Genomic DNA, 21,204 nt, shown 5'->3' on the forward strand with positions numbered 1-21,204 from the left:
CGGACACAACCGCGCGGCCGGTAGCCGGTATCGATCAGACGGGCCACCACCCCCGCCAGATCGTCGGTGATCCATTCACCGGCCAGATAGGATTCCGCCAGACCCGTCCATCCGGCTTCGGCCACCCGGTAGAACAGCTCGTCAAACAGCACCGCCACCGACGGTTGCGGGCCGGACAAAGCGGGCAAAGACGGCCCGGAATCGGCTGTGCCGGCCACTGCCTGCGGTTGGGCGGCAAGAATAATCCCGCCCCGCCGGCATGCGGCGGCGAAGCGGCGTTCCTCCCGTGCCGCCCGCCGCGCAAACAAACGGCCCTGGGGGGGATGGGCGACAGCTTCCCAGCGCTCCGGGTCAATGCCGGATAGATGCGGTCGCGTCGAAGAAGTCATGGCGGGATGTGGTGGTTTTCTTTGCGGGAGATAGAAAGCAGCGGCGCACCGCCCCTTCCCGGGGACCCGGGACAACGGTGGGCCATCGGCCGGAGGGCCGACGGGGCAAAGTCTAGATGCCGCAGAACGCAAAGCGGCGGATGCCACGCGGCAGCTGCCACCGGCAGCGGCGGCAGCTTTGCGAACCCCTAACGCTTTTGTCCTGGTTTTTCCGCAGGCCACCGCAGGCCACCGGCGGTGGCCCGATCCCCGGCACCTATGGCTATGATGGACCTCACGTTCACGGACGCAGCCAATGGTACGCCCAAACACAAGGGGTGGCCGCTGCTTCCCCGCGCGGGTCACCACCAACCGTTGCACCCCGCGGTTTACTCGACAAACGATTGGAACTCACCCACATGGTCGACACGCCCTTCAGGCCCACCGGCTCACGTCCCCACGTCGTCGTGATCGGCTCCGGCTTCGGCGGACTGTTCGCCGTCAACAAGCTGAAAAAAGCCGACGTTGACGTCACCCTCATTGACCGCACCAACCACCATCTTTTCCAGCCCCTGCTCTACCAGGTGGCCACCGGTTTGCTTTCCTCCGGTGAGATCGCACCAGCCACCCGCCAGATCCTCAAAGGCCAAAGCAATGTCCATGTGGTCAAAGGCGAGGTCCGGGACATCGATGTCGACAACAAGACGGTGGACACAGAGCTGGGTACTTTCACCCGCCGGTACCACTACGACTATCTGATCATCGCCGCCGGTGCCGGCCAGTCCTATTTCGGCAACGACCACTTCGCCGAGTTCGCCCCCGGCATGAAAACCATCGACGACGCCCTGGAAATCCGGGCCCGGATCGTCGGTGCGTTTGAACGCGCCGAACTCTGCGATGATCCGGAAGAACTCAAACGCCTGCTCACCTTCGCCATTGTCGGCGGCGGCCCCACCGGTGTGGAACTGGCCGGACAGGTCGCGGAGATGGCGCACCGGACCCTGCAGGGCGAATACTCGCACATCGATCCGGCATCGGCGAGGATTCTCCTGATCGAGGGCGCCCCGCAGATTCTGCCGCCCTTCGGCAAACGGCTGGGCAAAAACGCCCAGAAACAGCTGGAGAAACTCGGGGTGACCTGCAAGCTGAATTCAATGGTGACCAATGTCGACGAGCATGGGATCACCTTCAAATCCACTGTGGATGGCACCGAAGAAACCGTGCCCGCTTTCTGCAAAATCTGGTCCGCCGGTGTGCAGGCCTCCCCGCTGGGCAAACTCGTGGCCGACCAGTGCGGCGTCGAGGTCGACCGGGCCGGCCGGGTGCCGGTGCGCGACGATCTGACCATCGACGACAACCACGAGATATTCATCGTCGGCGACATGATGAGCTACAACCGGCTTCCCGGCGTCGCCCAGGTGGCCATCCAGGGCGGCGAATACGCCGCCGACACCATTATCGACCACATCGACAATCAGACACCGCCTGCGGCCCGTCCCGCCTTCTCCTACTTCGATAAAGGCTCCATGGCCACCGTCAGCAAGTTCTCTGCCGTGGTCAAACTCGGCAAGGTTGAGGTCACCGGTTTCTTCGGGTGGGTGCTGTGGCTGGCGGTGCACCTGATGTTCATCGTCGGTTTCCGCAACCGTTTCATCGCCGCCGGCAACTGGGGCCTGAACGTCCTGTCGCCCAACCGCTGGCAGCTGGCCACCACCCGGCAGCAGATGCACGCCCGCACCGGCCTGCGCAAACTGGCCCGCATCAGTGACGACGACCTGATTGAAACCCACGACAACAGCCCGTTCAACCTTCACGAGGCGAAAAAACACACCGGCTAGCGCCATCAGGCCGCCCGGCAGCGCGCGGCAGTCATCCGGGACCCCGTCACCGGATGACTGCCGCGCGCGTGTGTCGTTGCGCCCCCACAGGCGGCCCCGGGTCCTTTTTGTGGGAACCAGTCCCCGCGGGTGCACCTTGTGCATCATCTGCACTCACTGCACCCCGTTACCCGCGGAACGGACTCGAAAAGACACCGAACTCCCCCATAGTGACCCCTGTTACGAAAGGGGCACCGGAATCCCGGTGAGCGGATGATTTCCAACTTCCGCCGTGCAGCCGCCCGCGACCCATGGCCCGGGCGGAGTCGCTGTGACTGGGGCCGACCCACGCAATCGGGGGGCATTGGGGTATGAGACACGCGCGGGCGGAACGTGAGAAAAGACACACGTTGACAGCTGTATCACACAGACCTATAAAACACCGCAGCTTGCTGAACAGGAGTTTATCTTGAATGAGCACCCGTGCTGATTGGTTTTGATTTATGCATCTCCAGATAATTCAGCAATGCTCATTTCTGTAGCCGCCCATCAGGCGTAACATGGCACAACGTAACCGCAATTCCGGTCGTCGTTAACACCCCGCAAGGGGTGGCTTTTGGCGTGCGGAAAAACGATTTCACACTGTAACTGAGAGCGCCCGTTAGACGGTTTTCATCTCCGCCAGAGTTTCCGGGTGCCCGTTCACACGAAGGGAACACAAAGGCAGCCACCATGACACAGGTAGTTTCTGAAACAGGCACAAAGGCATGGGAGGGCTTTACACCCGGCCCCTGGTGCGACACCATCGACGTCCGCGACTTCATCCAGCGCAACTACACCCCTTACCTGGGCGATGCATCATTCCTCGCGGGTGCAACCGACAAAACCATGCGCATCTGGGAGCACCTCGAGTCGAAGTACCTGTCCGTGGAGCGGCAAAAGCGCGTCTACGACGTTGACTGCGACACCCCGGCCGACATCGATGCGTTCCCGGCCGGTTACATCTCCGATGATGACGACGTGATCGTCGGCCTGCAGACCGATGTTCCGCTCAAGCGCGCCATGATGCCTTTCGGCGGCTGGCGCATGGTGGAAACCGCCATCAAGGAAGCGGGCAAGGAAGTCAACGAAGACGTCAAAAAGATCTTCACCCGCTACCGCAAGACCCACAATGACGCGGTCTTCGATATCTACACCCCGCGCATCCGGGCTGCCCGTTCCTCCCACATTGTCACCGGCCTGCCGGACGCCTACGGCCGCGGCCGCATCATCGGCGACTACCGCCGCGTGGCCCTCTACGGTGTTGACCGCCTGATCGAGGACAAGGAAGCCGCCAAGCATGCCGTGGGTGCCCAGGGCTTCTCCGAGCACTGGTGCCGCTACCGCGAGGAGCACTCCGAGCAGATCAAGGCCCTGAAGAAGCTGAAGAAGCTGGCCGAGATTTACGGCTACGACATCTCCAAGCCAGCCACCACCGCCAAGGAAGCCGTCCAGTGGACCTACTTCGGCTACCTGGCCTCGGTCAAGAGCCAGGACGGCGCCGCCATGTCGATCGGCCGCCTGTCGCCTTTCTTCGACTCCTACTTCGAGCGCGATCTAGCAAAGGGCATCATCACCGAGGAAGACGCCCAGGAGATTATCGACAACCTGGTGATCAAGCTGCGCATCGTCCGTTTCCTGCGCACCATCGACTACGACCAGATCTTCTCCGGTGACCCCTACTGGGCCACCTGGTCCGATGCCGGCTTCGGCATGGACGGCCGGCCGCTGGTGACCAAGACTTCCTTCCGTCTGCTGCAGACCCTGCGCAACCTGGGTCCGGCCCCGGAGCCGAACATCACCATCTTCTGGGATCCGGAACTGCCCGAGGGCTACAAGGAATTCTGCGCCAACATCTCCATCGAGACTTCCTCGATCCAGTACGAATCTGACCCGCAGATCCGCTGCAAGTGGGGTGACGACGCCGCGATTGCCTGCTGCGTGTCCCCGATGCAGGTCGGCAAGCAGATGCAGTTCTTCGGCGCCCGCGTCAATGCCGCCAAGGCCCTGCTCTACGCCATCAACGGTGGCCGTGACGAGGTCTCCGGCAAGCTGATCGTGCCCGATCACCAGGCTGTTGAAGGCGACGGCCCGCTGGACTTCGACGATGTGTGGCAGAAATACGAAGAAATGCTGGACTGGGTTGTCGGCACCTACGTCGAGGCCCTGAACATCATCCACTACTGCCACGACCGCTACGCCTACGAAGCCGTCGAAATGGCGCTGCACGACTCCGACATCATCCGCACCATGGGCTGCGGTATCGCCGGTCTGTCGATTGTCGCGGACTCCCTGGCCGCCATCAAGTACGCCAAGGTCACCCCGATCCGTGACGAGTCCGGCCTGATCGTCGACTACAAGACCGAGGGCGACTTCCCGGTCTACGGCAACGACGATGACCGTGCCGACGACATTGCAGCCACTGTGGTCCACACCGTGATGGACAAAATCCGCGCCATCCCGATGTACCGCGACGCCATCCCCACCCAGTCCGTGCTGACGATCACCTCGAACGTCGTCTACGGCAAGGCCACCGGTTCGTTCCCGTCCGGCCACAAAGCCGGCACACCGTTCGCACCGGGCGCCAACCCCGAAAACGCCATGGACTCCCACGGCATGGTCGCCTCCATGATGTCGGTCGGCAAACTCGACTACAACGACGCCCTGGACGGCATCTCGTTGACCAACACCATCACCCCCGAGGGTCTGGGCCGCACCAAGCAGGAGCAGGTCACCAACCTGGTCGGTATTCTTGACGCCGGATTCCTCATGGATGAGCGCTAGACCGGAAAAAACACCGCTGCCGCCCCGCCGCCATCCGGCGGCGGGGGCGGGTACCGGTTGATTAAAGTCCATACACACCTGCCGGAGCAGGGACCGTGATGTCCCCCAACCCGGCACCTGCCACAGGCGGGAACGCTTCATTTTCCGCCCGGCACGTCTTTTTCACATCCCACAACACCCAAGGAGACACCACAATGGCCACCAAGACTTTCGACGAGCGCCTCGCTGACATGAAGGCAAAGCGCAGCGAAGCCAACCAGGATGCCGGCCTTTACCACGCCAACATCAACGTCCTCGAGCGCAAGACCCTCGAAGACGCCATGGAGCACCCGGAGAAGTACCCGAACCTGACCGTCCGCGTGTCCGGCTACGCCGTCAACTTCGTCAAGCTGACCGCCGAGCAGCAGCGCGACGTCATCTCCCGTACCTTCCACGCCGGCGCCTAATTCACGCCCCACGCCGCCTGCTTGCCGGTGCTACCTCAGGCAGGTCGGCCCTTCCGCCCCCGCCGTGGTGACACCACCACCGCGGGGGCGCAGCGGGTAGCTGACCCGCTTGTTTTCCCCGCCCGGTGTTGTTCCACCCCGGGCAGACGGTGTGCGGCCGTTTCCGTGAGATCCGGCCGGGCCACCAAGGCTCCCGGTCAGGCCGCGGCCGTCCCCCTTCTTTTTTGGTTCCACCCACCCCACAGTCCAGGAGGCCCCCACCATGTCCGACGGAGTCAGCGGAGCTGTAGCACTCAAACCCACGGACGGTCCCCGTATCCGTGGCGCGGCCTCTGGGCTGGGAAGCGACCACTCCGGGCTGCCGGATGATTTCGCCACCCGTGACGCGCTGATCAAAGCGCGCCGCACCGGTGATGTGGGCATGGTCCACTCCTGGGAGCTGGTGACCGCCGTCGACGGGCCCGGCACCCGCATGACCCTGTTCATGGCCGGCTGCCCCCTCAGATGCCAGTACTGCCACAACCCCGACACCTTCGAGATGCGGGAAGGCACCCTGGAGGCCGTCGAGGACATCATCGCCAAAATCAAGCGCTACAAGCGTGTGTTCACCGCCACCCGGGGCGGGTTGACTGTCTCCGGCGGCGAGCCGCTGTTCCAGATTGCGTTCACCCGCCGGGTGATCGCGGCCGCCCACCAGGAGGGAATCCATGTGGCGGTGGATACCTCCGGGTTCCTCGGCGCGCGTCTGACCGATGAGGATCTGGACAATATCGATCTGTTTTTGCTCGACGTCAAATCCGGTGACCCGGAGATCTACCAGAAAGTCACCGGCCGTCAGCTGCAGCCGACCATCGACTTCGGCAACCGCATCCACGACAAAGGCAAAAAAGTCTGGGTCCGTTTCGTGCTCGTTCCCGGGCTTACCGATGACCCGGACAATGTGAAAAAAGTCGCCGACATTGTTGAGCAGTGGAAGGGCACCGTCGAACGTGTCGAGGTTCTCCCCTTCCACAATATGGGCGCCGACAAGTGGCATGAACTGAACCTGCACTACACCCTGGAAGGGGTGCGCCCGCCCTCACCCGAGCTTGTCGAGCGGGTGCGCGCCGAGTTCCGTTCCCGCGGCCTGGACGTCTACTGATCCCGCTGCCACGCACATTCCGTGACAGTCATTGCCGTGCCGCTGCCGCTTCCCGCGGTGCCGGCACGGTTTTTTCTCCCCGCCGTCTCCCCACCTGTTTTCCCGCCCGATATGCCGGGGCGGCTCTAGCATGGGGAAACACCCACCGATCTTCCCCCACGTCGACAACCAGACAGGAACACCTGCTTCACCCATGACTGTCTTTGACCGTATTGTGGCCGCCTGCCGGGCCGCCGCCGAGAATCCGAGCCTGGTGCAGTGCCTGACCAATCCGGTGGTCCCCGAGATCACCGCCAATGTGCTTTTGGCCTGCGGGCACAGCCCCGCCATGTGCGACAACACCCATGAGGCGGTGCAGTTTCTCGGGCTGGCGGACTGCGCCCTGATCAATCTGGGTAACCCGACCGGCGACCAGCTGCAGGCAATGGAACTGGTCGCTGACAAAGCCCATGCCACCGGCACCCCCTGGGTCCTTGATCCGGTGGCGGTCGGTCCCCTGGACTACCGCACCGCCACCGCCACCCGGCTGCTGTCGTATCAACCCACCGCCATCCGCGGCAACGCCAGCGAGATTGCCGCCCTGGCCGGTGCCGGTTCCGGCGGCCGGGGTGTCGATTCCACCGACACTCCGGAAGCTGTGGCCGATGTGGCCGGGGAACTGGCGCGGCGCACCGGATCGATTGTGGCTGTCACCGGCCCTCAGGACTGGATCATCGGCCCCGACGAAACTCTCCTGGTCACCGGCGGGCATCCGCTCATGCAGCAGGTGGTGGGAACCGGCTGCAGCCTGGGGGCGCTGGTGGCCGCCTACCTGGGTTCGGCGCGCACGGCAGGCATCGCTGCTGTGGATGCCGTTGCCGCGGCCCACGCCCACAGCGCCGCCGCCGGAACCATGGCCGCACAACAGGCCAGCCGACCGGCCAGTTTCAAAACCGCCTGGGTGGACTGGCTGTTCGAGTTGTCCCCGGAACAGATTGCCGCCACGGCCACGACAACAGTCGCCGGACAGTAGGGCACCATGACTTCCCCTGCCCGGCCCGCAGCCGATTTCACCCTGTATCTGGTCACCGATCCTTTTTTGGGCGGCGGCGCAGACGCTGTCCCCGGTATTGTCGCCGCCGCGATTGACGGCGGGGTCAGTGTGGTGCAGCTGCGCGACAAACACTGCACCGACGGGGAATTCATTCGTCGTGCCGAAGCCGTCGCCGGGGCGGCGGGAACAGTCCCGGTGTTTGTCAATGACCGCGTCGAGGTGGCCTGCCGGCTCGGGTTGCATCTTCACATCGGGCAAACAGACGGCTGCTACACGCAGATAAGGCAAAAACTGCCCGCCCATCTTCTTCTGGGGCTGTCGATCGACACCATGGGCCAGCTTGATCAGGTCATCGACGACTGCCGGGTCAACCGGGTGGCCTTGCCGGATGTGATCGGTATCGGGCCGGTCCATGCCACCAGCACCAAACCTGATGCCGCGGCACCGTTGGGGGTTGCCGGGGTGGCACAGATCGCGCGGAAAGCCGCCCGGCATGCCATCGCCTCGGTTGCCATCGGCGGTGTCGATGAGCCCACGGCTGCCGCGCTCGGTAAAAGCGGTGTCGATGGTATCTGCGTTGTCAGCGCCATTATGGGCGCCGCCGATCCGCGGCATGCGGCGGCACGGCTGCGCCGGGCTTTTACCGGAGGCGACACAGCAGTACGCAGCAGCTGAAAAGCATCTACCATGGGCGGGCACAGCAGAGTCGATTGTCACAGAAAGCGAACACCCGCCGTGAGTTTGTCCATTCCCCGTGTCCTGTCCATCGCCGGAACTGATCCGACCGGCGGGGCCGGCGCCCAGGCTGATCTGAAATCCATTGCCGCCGCCGGGGGCTACGGGATGAATGTGACCACTGTGCTGGTCGCCCAAAACACCACCGGGGTGATGTCCCTGCACACCCCGCCGATCGAGTTTCTGCGCCAGCAGCTGGATGCGGTGGCAACAGATGTCACCATCGACGCCATCAAAGTGGGGATGCTCGGCGATACCGCCATCATCAAGGAGATCACCGCTTTCATCAAAGGCCATCCGGAGGCGGTTGTTGTCATCGACCCGGTGATGGTGGCCACCAGCGGTGACCGGCTTGTGGAGAAGACGGCCGAAAACGCGCTGCGGGAATTTGTCCGCCTGGCCGATGTCATCACCCCCAATATCCCGGAACTGGCGCTTCTTGCCGACGCCCCTGTTCCGGACGACTTCGATCAGGCCGTCGCGCTGGCCACGACTCTGGCCGCGGCGACTTCCACCAGTGTGGTGGTCAAAGGTGGCCATCTCACCGGCGCTGACGCGGGTAACACGCTGGTGAGGAAAGACGGATCAACCTTCCATGTGCCCAGCCCGCGGGTCAATACCCCCAACACCCACGGAACCGGCTGTTCCCTGTCGTCGGCACTGGCCACCCGGCTGGCCGCGGACGGCAGTGACGAAGCAGCCCTTTCCTGGGCCACCCGCTGGCTGGGTGAGGCGATCGCCCACGCCGATGATCTGCACGTCGGCTCCGGTCACGGGCCGGTCGACCATGGTCACCGCGCCCGCAGGCTGGCCGCGGCAGCCTCACCCATCCCCTGGGCGGAAGCACATCCGGTCACCGGGGATGCCACACAGCCGGCAACTTTATTCGACGGCCACCCCATACTGCGGGAAGCCACGACCCCGCCGACCGCGCCACTGGTTGAACCGGCAGGCCCGTGGACGCGGGCACTGTGGCAGGCCACCGCCCCGCTCCTGGACGAGATCATGTCGCTGGAGTTCATCACCCGGCTGGCCCGGGGCACCCTCGACGATGACCTGTTCCGCTTCTATCTTGAGCAGGACGCCTTCTATCTGCGCGACTACGGCCGTGCGCTGGCACATCTGGCCGTGACAGCCCCGGACACCCGGTCCTCGGCATTCTGGGCGCAATCGGCGGTCGGCAGCACCGTGGCCGAAGTTGAAATGCACAAAGGCTATCTGGGCGATACCACCGATCATGTGGTGCCCTCCCGGGTCACCGCCGGATACACCACATTCCTGCTGGCCACCTGTTTGGGCGACTCATATTGCACCGGTGCCGCGGCTGTCCTGCCGTGTTTCTGGCTCTATCTGGAAGTCGGTTTACGCATTGTCGACTCCGCCCCGGCCGACCACCCCAACCGGGCATGGATCGACGAATACTCTTCCCCCGAGTTCCGCGGCTGCGTGGAACAGGCACTCGCCATCGTCGAGGAGGCATTCCAGGCCGCCTCCCCGGCCGACAGGCAACAGGCCGCCCGCGCCTGCCTTGTGGCCTCCCGGCACGAAGTGGAGTTCTTCGATCAGGCGATGCGGCTGTAAACCATCCCGGCTAGGCCCCGGCCAGCCGGAACTCCAGCGCCCGCCCGCCGAAGGCGACCCACACTTTGTCCCCGTCACGGTACAGCTGCGCGCCGGGGCGGAAAATATGGAACAACAGCTGCTCTGCCCCCGTATACGGCTGTGTGCACGCCCTTTTCGTTTTGCTCCACCATTGTTTGGCCACCACGCCATCAGCGGAGAAATCAACCGGCCCGTGGCCCCTGTTGCAGCCGCCGCGGATAGTAACCAGCAGCACATCGTCGCTGAAGCCGGCCGGGATGGTTGCCGTGTCCCCCGGCCGGGAAGCGGTGATCGATTGGAAACCGTAGGTGACGCCGTCAAGGCCCCGAAGCAACGTCGCCGCCACGTCCTCCCGGCCGGCGATCTTCGTCGCCGAGGCGGGAACCGTGGTGGCCGACACTGTCATCTGCCCCGGCGACGAGGACGGACCCGGGATCGTCGACCTGCCGTCGGCGGAGAAGCTGCTGCCGCCATCAGCCGCCAGCGGCAGCGCCACCGCCGAAACCAGCAGCAGCACCACCCCGGTGACAGCAGACAGCATCTGGTTGAAAAAAGAAAAAGGCACCTGCATGTCTGTGACGAATCCTTTCAGAAAAAACCCGTCGGCCCGGTTGGCCAACCGGGCCGGATACATGCTCTATATCCCGCCCATGTCCGTGCCCGTTACCGGTGCACAGACCCTGTTCGGGGGGGGGATCACCCGGCGTCCGGTGCAGCCGGGCTTTTGTCGCCGTGGTGCCGGGGCTGCCCACCACCCCACAAGACGACACGAAGCAGCGACGGCGCCGCGGCTGCCGCTGCGGAAAAACCATGGTGCCGATTCCGCCCCCGCAAGCGGTGACTGCCCTGCTTGCGGCTTTGCTCCCGCAGATGGTTGCGGCCGTCACCGACGCGGCCCCCAGACACCGGATCGACCAGGTCGACGGTCCTGTTGCGGACTGCAGTGGGCTTTGCTCCACCGCACTGGCTATTCGACACCGGGTGGTGGCGGTGATGGTCCCCATCGGCGGCGCCGCGCCCGTGAATGCGTGGGCCGGTGGTGCGGCAGCTTCCGGCGGGACCGGCACACACGATCCGTCCCCCAACGGTTCCGCGCCGCTTGACCGCCACCCCAGCTGACCGGCACTGACGCGGCAGCGTGGTCCGAAACACAAAAAACACCGGACCCGCCCACCGGCTGCCGCTGGGGCGCCCGGCACAACCGGTGGGCGGTGTTGTCCTAGTTGCCGCCGGGCGTGGCCGCGATCGGCAGATAAACCCGGGAGCCTTCTTCCCGGAATTCCTCGGATTTTTCCGCCATGCCGGCTTCGATGGCCTCTACCGTGGTCAGTCCGTGCTCGTCGGCGTAGTCGCGCACATCCTGGCTGATTTTCATGGAGCAGAACTTCGGCCCGCACATGGAACAGAAGTGGGCTGTTTTGGCCGGTTCCGCGGGCAGCGTCTCGTCGTGGAAGGCGATGGCTGTCTCCGGATCCAGCGCCAGGGCGAACTGGTCGTGCCAGCGGAATTCGAAACGGGCCTTCGACAGGGCGTCGTCGCGTTCGGTGGCGCGGGGATGACCTTTGCCCAGATCAGCGGCGTGGGCGGCGATTTTGTAGGTGATCACACCGGTTTTCACATCATCGCGGTTGGGAAGACCCAAATGTTCTTTCGGGGTGACGTAGCACAGCATCGCGGTTCCGGCCTGGCCGATGATCGCCGCCCCGATTGCCGAGGTGATGTGGTCGTAGCCGGGGGCGATATCGGTGGCCAGGGGCCCCAGGGTGTAAAACGGCGCGTCATCGCACCACTGCTGTTCCCATTCGACGTTGACGGCGATTTTGTGCATCGGCACATGGCCCGGACCCTCAATCATGACCTGCACCCCGCGGGATTTCGCGATCCGGGTCAGCTCTCCCAAGGTCCGCAGTTCAGCCAGTTGGGCCTCGTCGTTGGCGTCGGCGATCGAGCCGGGCCGCAGCCCGTCGCCGAGGGAGAAGGTCACATCGTAGGCGGCGAGAATATCGCACAGTTCGGCGAAGTGGGTGTAGAGGAAGGATTCCCGGTGCCGGTTGAGACACCAGGCGGCCATAATCGATCCGCCCCGGGAGACAATGCCGGTGACGCGTTTGGCCGTCAGCGGCACATAGCGCAGCAGCACCCCGGCGTGGACGGTCATGTAGTCGACCCCCTGCTCACACTGTTCAATGACGGTGTCGCGGAAAATCTCCCAGGTCAGCTTGGTCGGGTCGCCGTTGACTTTCTCCAGGGCCTGGTAGATCGGCACGGTCCCCACCGGAACAGGGGAATTGCGCAGAATCCATTCCCGGGTTTCGTGAATGTCACTGCCGGTGGATAAATCCATGATGGTGTCGGCGCCCCAGCGGGTCGCCCACACCATTTTCTCCACTTCCTCCGCAATGGAGCTGGTCACCGCCGAGTTGCCGATATTGGCGTTGATTTTGGTGGCGAACTTCCGCCCGATGATCATCGGTTCGAGTTCCGGGTGGTTGCGGTTGGCGCAGATCACCGCCCGTCCGGCGGCGACTTCGTCACGGACGAACTCTTCCGGGAAGCCTTCGCGGGCGGCGCAAAACGCCATCTCCGGGGTGGTGATTCCGGCCCTGGCCCAGGCCAGCTGGGTGGCGACTTTCATCTCGGGGTGTTGCGGTGAGGCACTGACTTTTGCCGGGTGGGCCCAGCTGTCGCGGGTTTTCGGCAGTCCCGCGACCAGATCGATTGTCGGGTTGTCCTCGGTGTAGATACCGGAGGTGTCCTCGACGTCGACATGGCTGCCGTCGGTTAATTCAATCCGACGGAACGGTACGGCAAGATCGTCACCGTTGAAGGTGACCCGCCGGTAGATTTTCCGGCTCCGGTACAGCGGCCCCAGGGTCAGCTCCTCGGTGGTGGGGGCTTGTTTTTTGCTTGCTTGCGCCATCTCGCGTGCGGTGGGCATGGCTGATGCGTCCTCCCTCGCCGGCATTACCCGGCGGGTTGTGTGACGGTCGACATCTCCCAAAAATCCAGATGTCCTCTCAGCGCGGGGATCCCGCAGGCACCCCGTCTGCCCCGGCCGGGCCGGGGCAGCTGTCCACCACCCTGCTCCCCCTCCGGTCAACGCCTGCGGATGTGCGGTGGGGGGCAATGAGGTTTTAAAAAAATGGCCGATCGGGTCATCCGGCCACCGGGTGTGGTGTGCGGGCGGGAAGGATCAACGGTCGTGGTTTTCTCCGCGCTCCCGTGAATGATTGCGTATTCTTTTGTGCCGCGGCGTTGCATCAACGATAACGCCGTGATGGCACCTCACGCTTCACCCTGCCGTGCTTTTCCACCGTCTGGGTGGGCCACACACCCCTGACAGCACAAAAGTCAGTACCTACAACTTGACTGCGGGGGTGACTAGGAGGTGGCGTGACCGTTCCCGGGGCGCCGCGACTTGCAGCCACCTTCGCCGGGCAGGTCAGCCTTGACCGGGGCAACTGTCAGCCCCGACAGATCCATGGGGTGCACCCCGGTGGGTGTGGTGGGTCCGGTGGCGTGTTCTTTCCCGTCTACCGGGGCGTTATCGCTGTCATCGGCAGCCCGCATGATCGCAACCAGGTAGTCGGAGGCTTCGGTGAAAGGCTCCAGGTCCCAGCTTTCGAAGGTGTGGACGGGCGCCAGTCCGGCTGTGCGGCAGTCGGCGAAAAACTGGGCGAAGTGGTATCCGCGCCCGGCGCCGAAGGCGATGGCCGCCCGGCCACCGGGGGCCAGTGACCGGCGGATGGTTTCCAGTGCCGGGACCCGTCCCTCGGGGGCGATGAACCAGAAGACGTTGCCGGCGCAGACGGTGATGTCGAAAAGCCCCTCGGGGCGGTCCCCCTCGGTCAGATCACCGGTGGCCCAACTGGCTTGGGGGAAGTCTTTTTCCGCGTACCCGATCAGTACCGGATCCAGATCAGTGCCGCACACATGATGCCCTCTGGCGGCCAGGTAGCCGCCGATACGTCCGGTACCGCACCCGGCGTCGAAAATCCGTGAACCCCGCTTGGCCATCGCATCGATGAGCCGGGCTTCACCGTCGATGTCGCGTCCCTCCTCGACAAAACCCCGCCAGCGGGCGGCATAGTTTTCGGAGTGGTCGGGATTGTTGGCCAGTATTTGTTTCCAGGTGGGCATGGTGTCAAAACTAGACGGCGGAGCTTCCGCCATGCCACAGGCGGGTGTAGAAATTGACCCCCGCCACAGCCTTGCCGCGACTATTTTTGTATCTCACAGGCCGGCAACGCGTCACACTGTCTGTTCTTCCCCTCCCCGGGGAACACCGTCTTTCCCCGCCCGGCGGGCGGGACAGGGGCGTCAGCTGCGGGTCTGTCCCACACAGCACCCACCTGAAAAGAGTCGTGTCACATGGACTTCAAGACCAATCTGTATGAAGCTTTCGCCGCCTTCAACGGCAAAAACATCATGGTGCAGTGCCTGACTGTCACCAACTCCCCGGAAATCGTGGCCAATGTGTTGCGCGCCGCCGGGGTCACCCCCGCCCTGTGCGACAACCCGGACGAGGCGGGCCAGCTGGCCGGTTTCGCCGACGGCATCCACATCAACACGGCGAACCTGTCCAAGGAGGCTTTCCGGGCGATTGAACTGGCGGTGGATACCGCCAACACGGCGGGCACCCCGTGGGTGCTCGACCCGGTGGCGATCGGACGGCTGGACTACCGCACGCAGTTCGCCCGCCGCCTGTGCGGCCAGCACCCCACCTGCATCCGCGGCAATGTCCGGGAAATCACGGTGTTGACCGGCGGCACGGATGTCGGCTGGGCGGCACACAATCTGGGCCGGGTCGATGAGGTGATCCCGGCTGCGAAAACACTGGCCGACACCACCGGTGCGGTGGTGGCGGTCTCCGGCGACAAGGATGCGATTGTCTCCCCCGACGGGCGGGTGACCCGGCTGACCTGCGGGCACATCATGCAGACCCAGCTGGCCGGGATGGGTTCTTCCCTGTCGGCTGTCACCGCCGCCTATCTCGGCGCGGCCAAAGATTGCCCGGTCAGTGCCCATGATGCGGTGGTTGCCGCCCACGCCCATGTCGGTGCGGCGGGCATGTTCGCCGCCAAGAAAGCCTCCGGGCCGGGAACTTTCGGGGCGCATTTCATCGACGGGATCTACCGGCAGGCCGCTGACGCGGTGTGGGCCACCGTCGGTTTCGCCGACGAGGACTAGTCGGCTGCCCCGGGTCCGGTCAGTCCGGCCAGATCGGCCCGGATTGTTGCCGCCAGCCCCGCCCCTGCGTCCCCCGGCAGCGCCAGGGCATCCGACAGGCAGTCCTGCAGCCGGTAGACCGCGGCCGGGCGGTTGCCGGTCGCGGCATCCACATTGGCCCGCAGCCGCCGCAGTTCGATGACTGCGGCAGGCTCGGTGGCCTTGTGCCCCCGCAGTTCGGCGATCAGAGCATCGAGCACACCGGCCGCATCGGTGAAACGCCCCAGCTTCGACAGGCACACAGCCAGATTGGTGCGCACCGTCACCTGCTGGTCCACCGCCGTGTCCGGGTCGGCGAGCATCCGGTCAATGAGCCGGTAGCATCCGTCGACCGCCTGCTCGGTGTGCCCCAGGTTCATCAGGCACACCACCAGGTTCGATTCGGCGGCCAGCCGTATCCGGGGGTCAAGCTCCCGGCTGTCGTCGGCCAGCAGGGCCTGAAGCTCCTGTGTCGCCCGGCCGTAGTGCCTGGTCGACATCAACGCGGTGGCGAAAATCCACCTGTCGGATATCCGCCCGGTGTGCGCCGCGACTGTATCGGCCTGCCGCAGGCCCCGGGCGACAAGCCGGGAATCGGTGGCTGACAGCAGCAGATCCCGGATTTCCCGGCTGACACGGATCCGGTCGGCACCGGTAAGCACACCCTGCTCAGCGTCGGCCGCGGCAATCCAGGGCAGCACGGCCTGGAAGTCGTGGCGTGACGCCAATACCCGGGCGATCGACAGACGCACCCGGCAGTGCAGCGCGGCTATGGTTTCCGCGGCCACCACGGGACCGGCCTTGTCGTCGAAGACCATCCACCCGGTCTCAGCACCCCGGAGCTGCCCCAACTCCTCATCAATTTCCGCCCACCCGGCAAGGGCTGCGTCACCATCATCGTCGTGCCCGGTAGCCGCCTGCCGCTCCAGCAGGGCCAGCCGGATATCCAGCGCCACCGACGAGGCCGGCTGGTGGTGGGCCAGCACCATGTCAAGGACGTGCCCGGCGACGGCGGTGACTTCATCGGTGCACCGGCCGGTGCGGCTGTCGGTTTCGCACAGCCGCCGAATCATCCCGGCGACCGCCCGGGCATCATCTGTACCGGCCAGCGCGCCGGGGCCGCACTCATCGATCACCAGCGCCAGCTCACCGGCAGCGCGGGCCGGGGAGGGTTCTCCATCGCGAAACAGCGCCACAGCGTGCCGCAGGCGGATACCCGTGGCCGGATCCGTCGGATCACAGTCGGCGGTGACAGCTGCGGCCACGGCCGCAAGATCCTCCCGCACCCGGTCGCAGCCGGCATCACCGTGGCGGGAAATAACAGCCAGATAGTGCTCGATGAGTCCGGCAAGACGCACCAGGCTGTCATGGGCGGGGCGGGCTGGTGTGTCGCCGGGTGGCGTGTACCCGGCCGATTCCAGATACAGAGGCAGGATGTCCGCGCACGTGTCCAGCTCCGCCTGCGGATCCCCCAGATCGGTCACCGCCTGAAGTTTCAGCCCTGCCAGGACCACCACACTCGTATCGGCCCGGCCGAAATTTTCTTTCCGCGCCCGCAGTGCCTCGTCGGCCACCTGCACGGCCTTGTCCGGTTTCCCGGCCAGTGCCAGCGCCCGGCACACACCGGCGGCAGCGTTGGTGCACCCCACCGATCCGGGTCCGCAGACCGCGCGCGCCCGCTGGTAAAGCGCGAGCCACAGTTGTTCATCCCGGCGGGCGGCACCATCGGCGAACGTTGCGTGCACTGTTTTTTCCAGCTGCCGGGCATCGTTGGCCGACCCATCGGCTGTGGGCCGGCCGGTGCGGAAAAACCGTGAAAAATATCCGCCCGCCATCATCTGCTCGCCCCGCCTTTCCCGGTTGCTTGCCCCACCACACACAGGTGGGTCTGTGGTGATGTGCTGTGTCCCGGCGGGGTGTTGTCCGGCCGGGACGATCACCACAGGCTACCGCAGGAGCCGGTCAGCGACGCCGCTTGGTGGATGGGTGACAGCAGCGTGTGCGCCCTTGTCGCGGCCGACCGTCGGGCGGGTAGCCTGGGGCAAAGGGCACACAGCCCACCCCGCCGGCTCACCGGCGGCACCACCAGCCGGAAAGGACCAGGACCCAAGCATGCTGGAAAAAATCATGGATGATGAGGATCCGGTGGCCGCCCAGGTCGCGAAACTCAAAGCACTGGCGGAGAAAAACAACCGCGGGAAACCGGAAGACACCGATACCGCCGCCGACGACTGCCAGTAGCAGCGTCACCACCCCAACCACCACCCCCGTTCGGGGCTTGCGGCAGGTGACACCACCCGCCCGCCGACGGCCCGCCGTGTGTCCCGGGCGGGTGTGGTGGTTGCCTGGTGCTGCGGGTCCGCCCGCGCTCAGCGCTCGGGGGCCGCAAGAGTACGCAGCTGGCCGACGGCCAGGAAACTGTCCGAGCCGTCGGTGATGGTGACCTCCACCAGCTGGGTGGTGCGGCCGGTGTGCACCGGGGTGGCGGTGACATGCAGCTGCCCCTCCCGCACCGGTTTGAGCAACTGGGTGGAATTGGTGGTTCCCACCACCTTCTTTCCGGTGGCGACGCAGGCCATCAGTGATCCGGCGGTTTCGACCAGGCTGGCGAACACCCCGCCGTGAACACACCCCCGCGGCTGCAGGTGGTCGCCGGTGACGGTAAGACTCATCTCCACCTGGTTCGGCCCCAGGTGGGTGACGGTGGTTCCCAGCGCCGCATCCAATCCGGTGAGAAGCCCGTTGAGTTCCGCCCGCTCGGCGGCGCTCAACGCCTGGTTGTGCGCGCGGGCGAGAAAGGTCCACAACTTCGTGTCGCTGTCCATAACCCTCAGGGTATTAGACCTCCGCTTTCCCCGCCATACCGGCGACAACCGGACAGTTGTGCCGCCCGCCGGGGCAGGGCACGTACTATCAAAGCCATGAGTACACATGGTTCGTTAGCGCACATCGGTGTCGTCGGTCTGGCTGTGATGGGTTCCAACATCGCCCGCAACCTCGCACACCACGGCCACAGGGTCGCCGTCTTCAACCGTTCCCACGGTAAAACAGAGGCCCTCATCGCCGACCACGGCCACGAGGGTGAATTCCTCCCGGCCCAGACCATCGACGAGTTCGTCGCCAGCCTTGAGCGGCCGCGGCGCGCCCTGATCATGGTGCAGGCGGGCGCGGCCACCGATGCGGTCATCGAGCAGCTGGCCGACCGTATGGACGACGGCGACATCATCATCGACGGCGGCAATTCCCTCTACACCGACACCATCCGGCGGGAAAAAGCCATGGCCGCCCGCGGCCTGCACTTTGTCGGTGCCGGTATCTCCGGCGGTGAGGAAGGCGCGCTCAACGGCCCGGCGATCATGCCCGGCGGCCCGGCCGAATCCTACAAACATGTCGGCCCGCTGCTGGAGTCGATCGCAGCTGTCGTCGACGGCACCCCCTGCTGCACCCACATCGGCCCCGACGGGGCGGGACATTTCGTGAAAATGGTGCACAACGGTATCGAGTACGCCGACATGCAGGTCATCGGCGAGGCCTACCATCTGCTGCGCTACGCCGCCGGCATGGAGCCGGACGCCATCGCCCGGGTGTTCAAAAAGTGGAACACCGGTGACCTGAACTCCTACCTGGTCGAAATCACCGCCGAGGTACTGGCGCAAAAAGACGCCGCCACCGGCAAACCGCTGGTCGATGTCATCGTTGATGCCGCAGGCCAGAAAGGCACCGGCCGCTGGACGGTCAAAGCCGCCCTCGATTTGGGTATCCCGGTCACCGGTATCGGCGAGGCCGTCTTCGCCCGGGCGCTGTCCGGCGATCTGGCGCAGCGCCGGGCCACTGTCGGCAACCTTCCCGCCGGCACCCTGCCCGGTGAGGTCATCAACTCCGACAAGGACCGTTTCATCGAAGATGTCCGCCGGGCGCTGTACGCGTCGAAACTGGTGGCCTACGCCCAGGGCTTCGACGAGATCAAAGCCGGGTCGGAAGAATACGGCTGGAATGTTGACCCGCGGGATTTGGCCACCATCTGGCGCGGCGGCTGCATTATCCGGGCCACCTTCCTCAACCGCATCACCGAAGCCTACGACTCCGATCCGGGGCTGGCTTCCCTGCTGCTGGATCCCTACTTCAACGGTGAGATGACCGAGCTGGTCGACTCCTGGCGCCGCGTGGTGGTCACCGCCACCCGCATGGGTCTGCCGATCCCGGTGTTCGCCTCCTCGTTGAGCTACTACGACGGGCTGCGCGCCGAACGGCTGCCGGCCTGCCTGATCCAGGGGCAGCGCGACTACTTCGGCGCCCACACCTACCGCCGCACCGACAAAGACGGCTCCTTCCACACCCTGTGGAACGACGACCGCCGCGAAGTCGAGGCTTAAGTGACTCCCCGCGGCCGACGACGCCGCCCCGAAGACTCCTCCCGCCCCAACTTCGATCCGGAGGCCGGCCAGCGCCGCCGCAGCAACCGCCGGCGGGCCGGCCGCCCCGCCGGGGCGGCAACCGATGGTGCCGCAGCCGACGAGCAGCGCCGCGGGGCGAAGAAAAAACGCCCCGCACAAGCCACGGCCAAGCCGGCAAGCGGAAGCAACGCCGCCAAACCCGCCACCACCCCTGCCGCGGCCGGGGCTGGGGCCGGGACCGGGTCCGTCAGTTTCGCCGACACCGGTTTGTGCCCGGAACTTGTCGGTGAATTGGCCCGGCAGGGTATCACCGAACCGTTTCCCATCCAGGCTGCAGCCATCCCCGACGGGTTGGCGGGCAAAGACATTCTCGGCCGGGGTCCCACCGGCTCGGGCAAAACCTTCACCTTCGGTCTGCCGATGCTGCAGCGCCTGGCGGAGGGCGGGGCGTCTGTTCCCGGCCACCCGCGCGGGCTGGTGCTGGAACCCACCCGGGAACTCGCCACCCAGGTAGCCGAGCGTCTGGCCGAGCCGGCCGCGGCCCTGGGGCTGCGGGTCATTGACGTGGTTGGCGGGGTGAACATCAAACGCAATATCACCGCCCTGGCCGCACCGGTTGATGTGCTGGTGGCCACCCCGGGCCGCGCCCAGGATCTGGTCAACCAGGGCTACCTGCATTTCGACCGGGTGGAGATCACCGCGGTCGACGAAGCCGACCAGATGGCGGACATGGGTTTCCTTCCCCAGGTCACCAAGCTGATGGATCTCACCCCCGCCGGCCAGCGGATGCTGTTTTCCGCCACCCTGGACGGCGAGGTGCAAACCCTGGTCAAGCGGTATTTGAAGCGTCCGGTCACCCATTCCACCGCCCCGGTGGAAGGTGGTGTGGACACCATGACCCACTACCGGCTGCTGGTCGGTGACCGGGACAACCGCACCACCGTCAGCCAGTGGATCGGGGCGCGGGAGGGCCGGACCATCATGTTCATGCGCACCCGCCACGCCGTTGACCGGCAGGTGAAAAAACTGCGCCGCGTCGGTATCGAGGCGTTGGGGATCCACGGCGATAAAGGCCAGACCACCCGGCAGAATGCGCTCGGTGGTTTCAAGGACGGTTCCACCACTGTGCTGGTGGCCACCGACATTGCCGCCCGCGGCATCGACATCGCCGATGTGTCCCTGGTCGTCCACGTCGACCCGCCGGTCGAGCACAAAGCCTATCTGCACCGGGCGGGCCGCACCGCCCGCGGCGGGGCCGCCGGCACCGTGGTCACCCTGGTCACCGACGAGCAGCGCGACGATGTGGACAAACTCTTCCGCAAAGCCGGCGTCACCGCCACGGAGCTTCCTGTCACCGATCCGGCGGATCCGAAGCTGGCGGCGATCACCGGCGCCCGCAAACCCACCGGCGCGGCCGTCGGCCCGCCGCCCGGCTCCCAGCCGAAACGCCGCAGACCCCGCCAGGGGCAGCGCGGCGGATCCGGCCGCGGCCAGGGCGGGGCGAACCGTTCCGGCGGGCGCCGCGGCCGGGGCCGCAGCTAGATCGGCCAGGGGTGGTAGTCTGTGGGCCGCACACGCCGCCGGGATGTCCCGGCCGGCCGCGGCCTGCCGGGCCTACCACCCTTTTTGTTTTTCTT

General features: G+C 65.4%; 13 protein-coding genes and 3 pseudogenes. 10 read left to right on the forward strand and 6 right to left on the reverse strand.

Annotation, left to right across the window (positions count from 1 at the left end):
• Positions 1 to 389 (reverse strand): annotated as a pseudogene (locus tag JZY06_RS02710) (hypothetical protein); the annotation flags it as partial.
• A gap of 398 nt (positions 390 to 787) precedes the next feature.
• On the opposite strand from JZY06_RS02710, the gene JZY06_RS02715 reads away from it, so the two are divergent.
• The 6 genes and pseudogenes from JZY06_RS02715 (at position 788) to JZY06_RS02740 (ending at position 9,944) form a co-directional block, all read left to right on the forward strand.
• On the forward strand, positions 788 to 2,206 hold the full coding sequence (locus tag JZY06_RS02715) for an NAD(P)/FAD-dependent oxidoreductase (protein ID WP_207118324.1): 1,419 nt from the start codon (positions 788 to 790) through the stop codon (positions 2,204 to 2,206).
• 711 nt (positions 2,207 to 2,917) lie between these two features.
• The gene (locus tag JZY06_RS02720; protein WP_207118241.1) at positions 2,918 to 5,008 is read left to right on the forward strand and encodes a pyruvate formate lyase family protein; all 2,091 of its coding nucleotides are present in this window, start codon (positions 2,918 to 2,920) and stop codon (positions 5,006 to 5,008) included.
• Between the two features lie 98 nt (positions 5,009 to 5,106).
• Positions 5,107 to 5,454 carry an autonomous glycyl radical cofactor GrcA2 gene (gene grcA2 / locus JZY06_RS02725; RefSeq protein ID WP_207118242.1) on the forward strand — a complete coding sequence of 116 codons (348 nt, stop codon included), beginning with the start codon at positions 5,107 to 5,109 and terminating at the stop codon, positions 5,452 to 5,454.
• 262 nt (positions 5,455 to 5,716) lie between these two features.
• Positions 5,717 to 6,595, forward strand: coding sequence for a pyruvate formate-lyase-activating protein (gene pflA, locus JZY06_RS02730; RefSeq protein ID WP_207118243.1), 879 nt, complete (start codon positions 5,717 to 5,719; stop codon positions 6,593 to 6,595).
• Positions 6,596 to 6,788: 193 nt separating this feature from the next.
• Positions 6,789 to 7,607, forward strand: a complete 819-nt coding sequence (thiM, locus tag JZY06_RS02735) for a hydroxyethylthiazole kinase (protein ID WP_207118244.1) — start codon at positions 6,789 to 6,791, stop codon at positions 7,605 to 7,607.
• A gap of 6 nt (positions 7,608 to 7,613) precedes the next feature.
• Positions 7,614 to 9,944: pseudogene (locus JZY06_RS02740) on the forward strand (bifunctional hydroxymethylpyrimidine kinase/phosphomethylpyrimidine kinase).
• A 10-nt stretch (positions 9,945 to 9,954) separates the two neighbouring features.
• Here JZY06_RS02740 and JZY06_RS02745 read toward each other — a convergent pair.
• The 3 genes and pseudogenes from JZY06_RS02745 to JZY06_RS02755 all read right to left on the reverse strand — a co-directional run.
• The gene (locus tag JZY06_RS02745) at positions 9,955 to 10,536 is read right to left on the reverse strand and encodes an META domain-containing protein (RefSeq protein ID WP_207118245.1); all 582 of its coding nucleotides are present in this window, start codon (positions 10,534 to 10,536) and stop codon (positions 9,955 to 9,957) included.
• A gap of 648 nt (positions 10,537 to 11,184) precedes the next feature.
• Positions 11,185 to 12,885 (reverse strand): phosphomethylpyrimidine synthase ThiC, encoded by a 1,701-nt coding sequence (gene thiC, locus JZY06_RS02750; protein ID WP_207118325.1) that lies wholly within the window; start codon positions 12,883 to 12,885, stop codon positions 11,185 to 11,187.
• A 647-nt stretch (positions 12,886 to 13,532) separates the two neighbouring features.
• Positions 13,533 to 14,105 (reverse strand): annotated as a pseudogene (locus JZY06_RS02755) (class I SAM-dependent methyltransferase); the annotation flags it as partial.
• A 231-nt stretch (positions 14,106 to 14,336) separates the two neighbouring features.
• Here JZY06_RS02755 and JZY06_RS02760 point away from each other — a divergent pair.
• Positions 14,337 to 15,155 carry a hydroxyethylthiazole kinase gene (locus tag JZY06_RS02760; RefSeq protein WP_207118247.1) on the forward strand — a complete coding sequence of 273 codons (819 nt, stop codon included), beginning with the start codon at positions 14,337 to 14,339 and terminating at the stop codon, positions 15,153 to 15,155.
• On the opposite strand, the gene JZY06_RS02765 is transcribed toward JZY06_RS02760, so the two are convergent.
• The gene (locus JZY06_RS02765) at positions 15,152 to 17,008 is read right to left on the reverse strand and encodes a hypothetical protein (RefSeq protein WP_207118248.1); all 1,857 of its coding nucleotides are present in this window, start codon (positions 17,006 to 17,008) and stop codon (positions 15,152 to 15,154) included. The two genes, JZY06_RS02760 and JZY06_RS02765, sit on opposite strands and share 4 nt — an antisense overlap.
• A 277-nt stretch (positions 17,009 to 17,285) precedes the next feature.
• On the opposite strand from JZY06_RS02765, the gene JZY06_RS12420 reads away from it, so the two are divergent.
• Entirely contained in the window at positions 17,286 to 17,414 is a 129-nt protein-coding gene (locus tag JZY06_RS12420) for a hypothetical protein (protein WP_255568384.1), read from the forward strand.
• 128 nt (positions 17,415 to 17,542) lie between these two features.
• On the opposite strand, the gene JZY06_RS02770 is transcribed toward JZY06_RS12420, so the two are convergent.
• Positions 17,543 to 17,998 (reverse strand): PaaI family thioesterase, encoded by a 456-nt coding sequence (locus tag JZY06_RS02770; RefSeq protein WP_207118249.1) that lies wholly within the window; start codon positions 17,996 to 17,998, stop codon positions 17,543 to 17,545.
• Positions 17,999 to 18,094: 96 nt separating this feature from the next.
• On the opposite strand from JZY06_RS02770, the gene gndA reads away from it, so the two are divergent.
• Together gndA and JZY06_RS02780 are read left to right on the forward strand one after the other, a co-directional pair.
• Complete coding sequence (gndA, locus tag JZY06_RS02775; protein WP_207118250.1) at positions 18,095 to 19,546, forward strand: NADP-dependent phosphogluconate dehydrogenase; 1,452 nt, start codon at positions 18,095 to 18,097, stop codon at positions 19,544 to 19,546.
• A 288-nt stretch (positions 19,547 to 19,834) separates the two neighbouring features.
• Positions 19,835 to 21,109, forward strand: a complete 1,275-nt coding sequence (locus JZY06_RS02780; protein ID WP_207118326.1) for a DEAD/DEAH box helicase — start codon at positions 19,835 to 19,837, stop codon at positions 21,107 to 21,109.
• Positions 21,110 to 21,204 lie beyond the last annotated feature (95 nt).

Origin of the sequence: Corynebacterium mendelii (genome assembly GCF_017307055.1) — a bacterium.
Lineage (GTDB): Bacteria > Actinomycetota > Actinomycetes > Mycobacteriales > Mycobacteriaceae > Corynebacterium > Corynebacterium mendelii.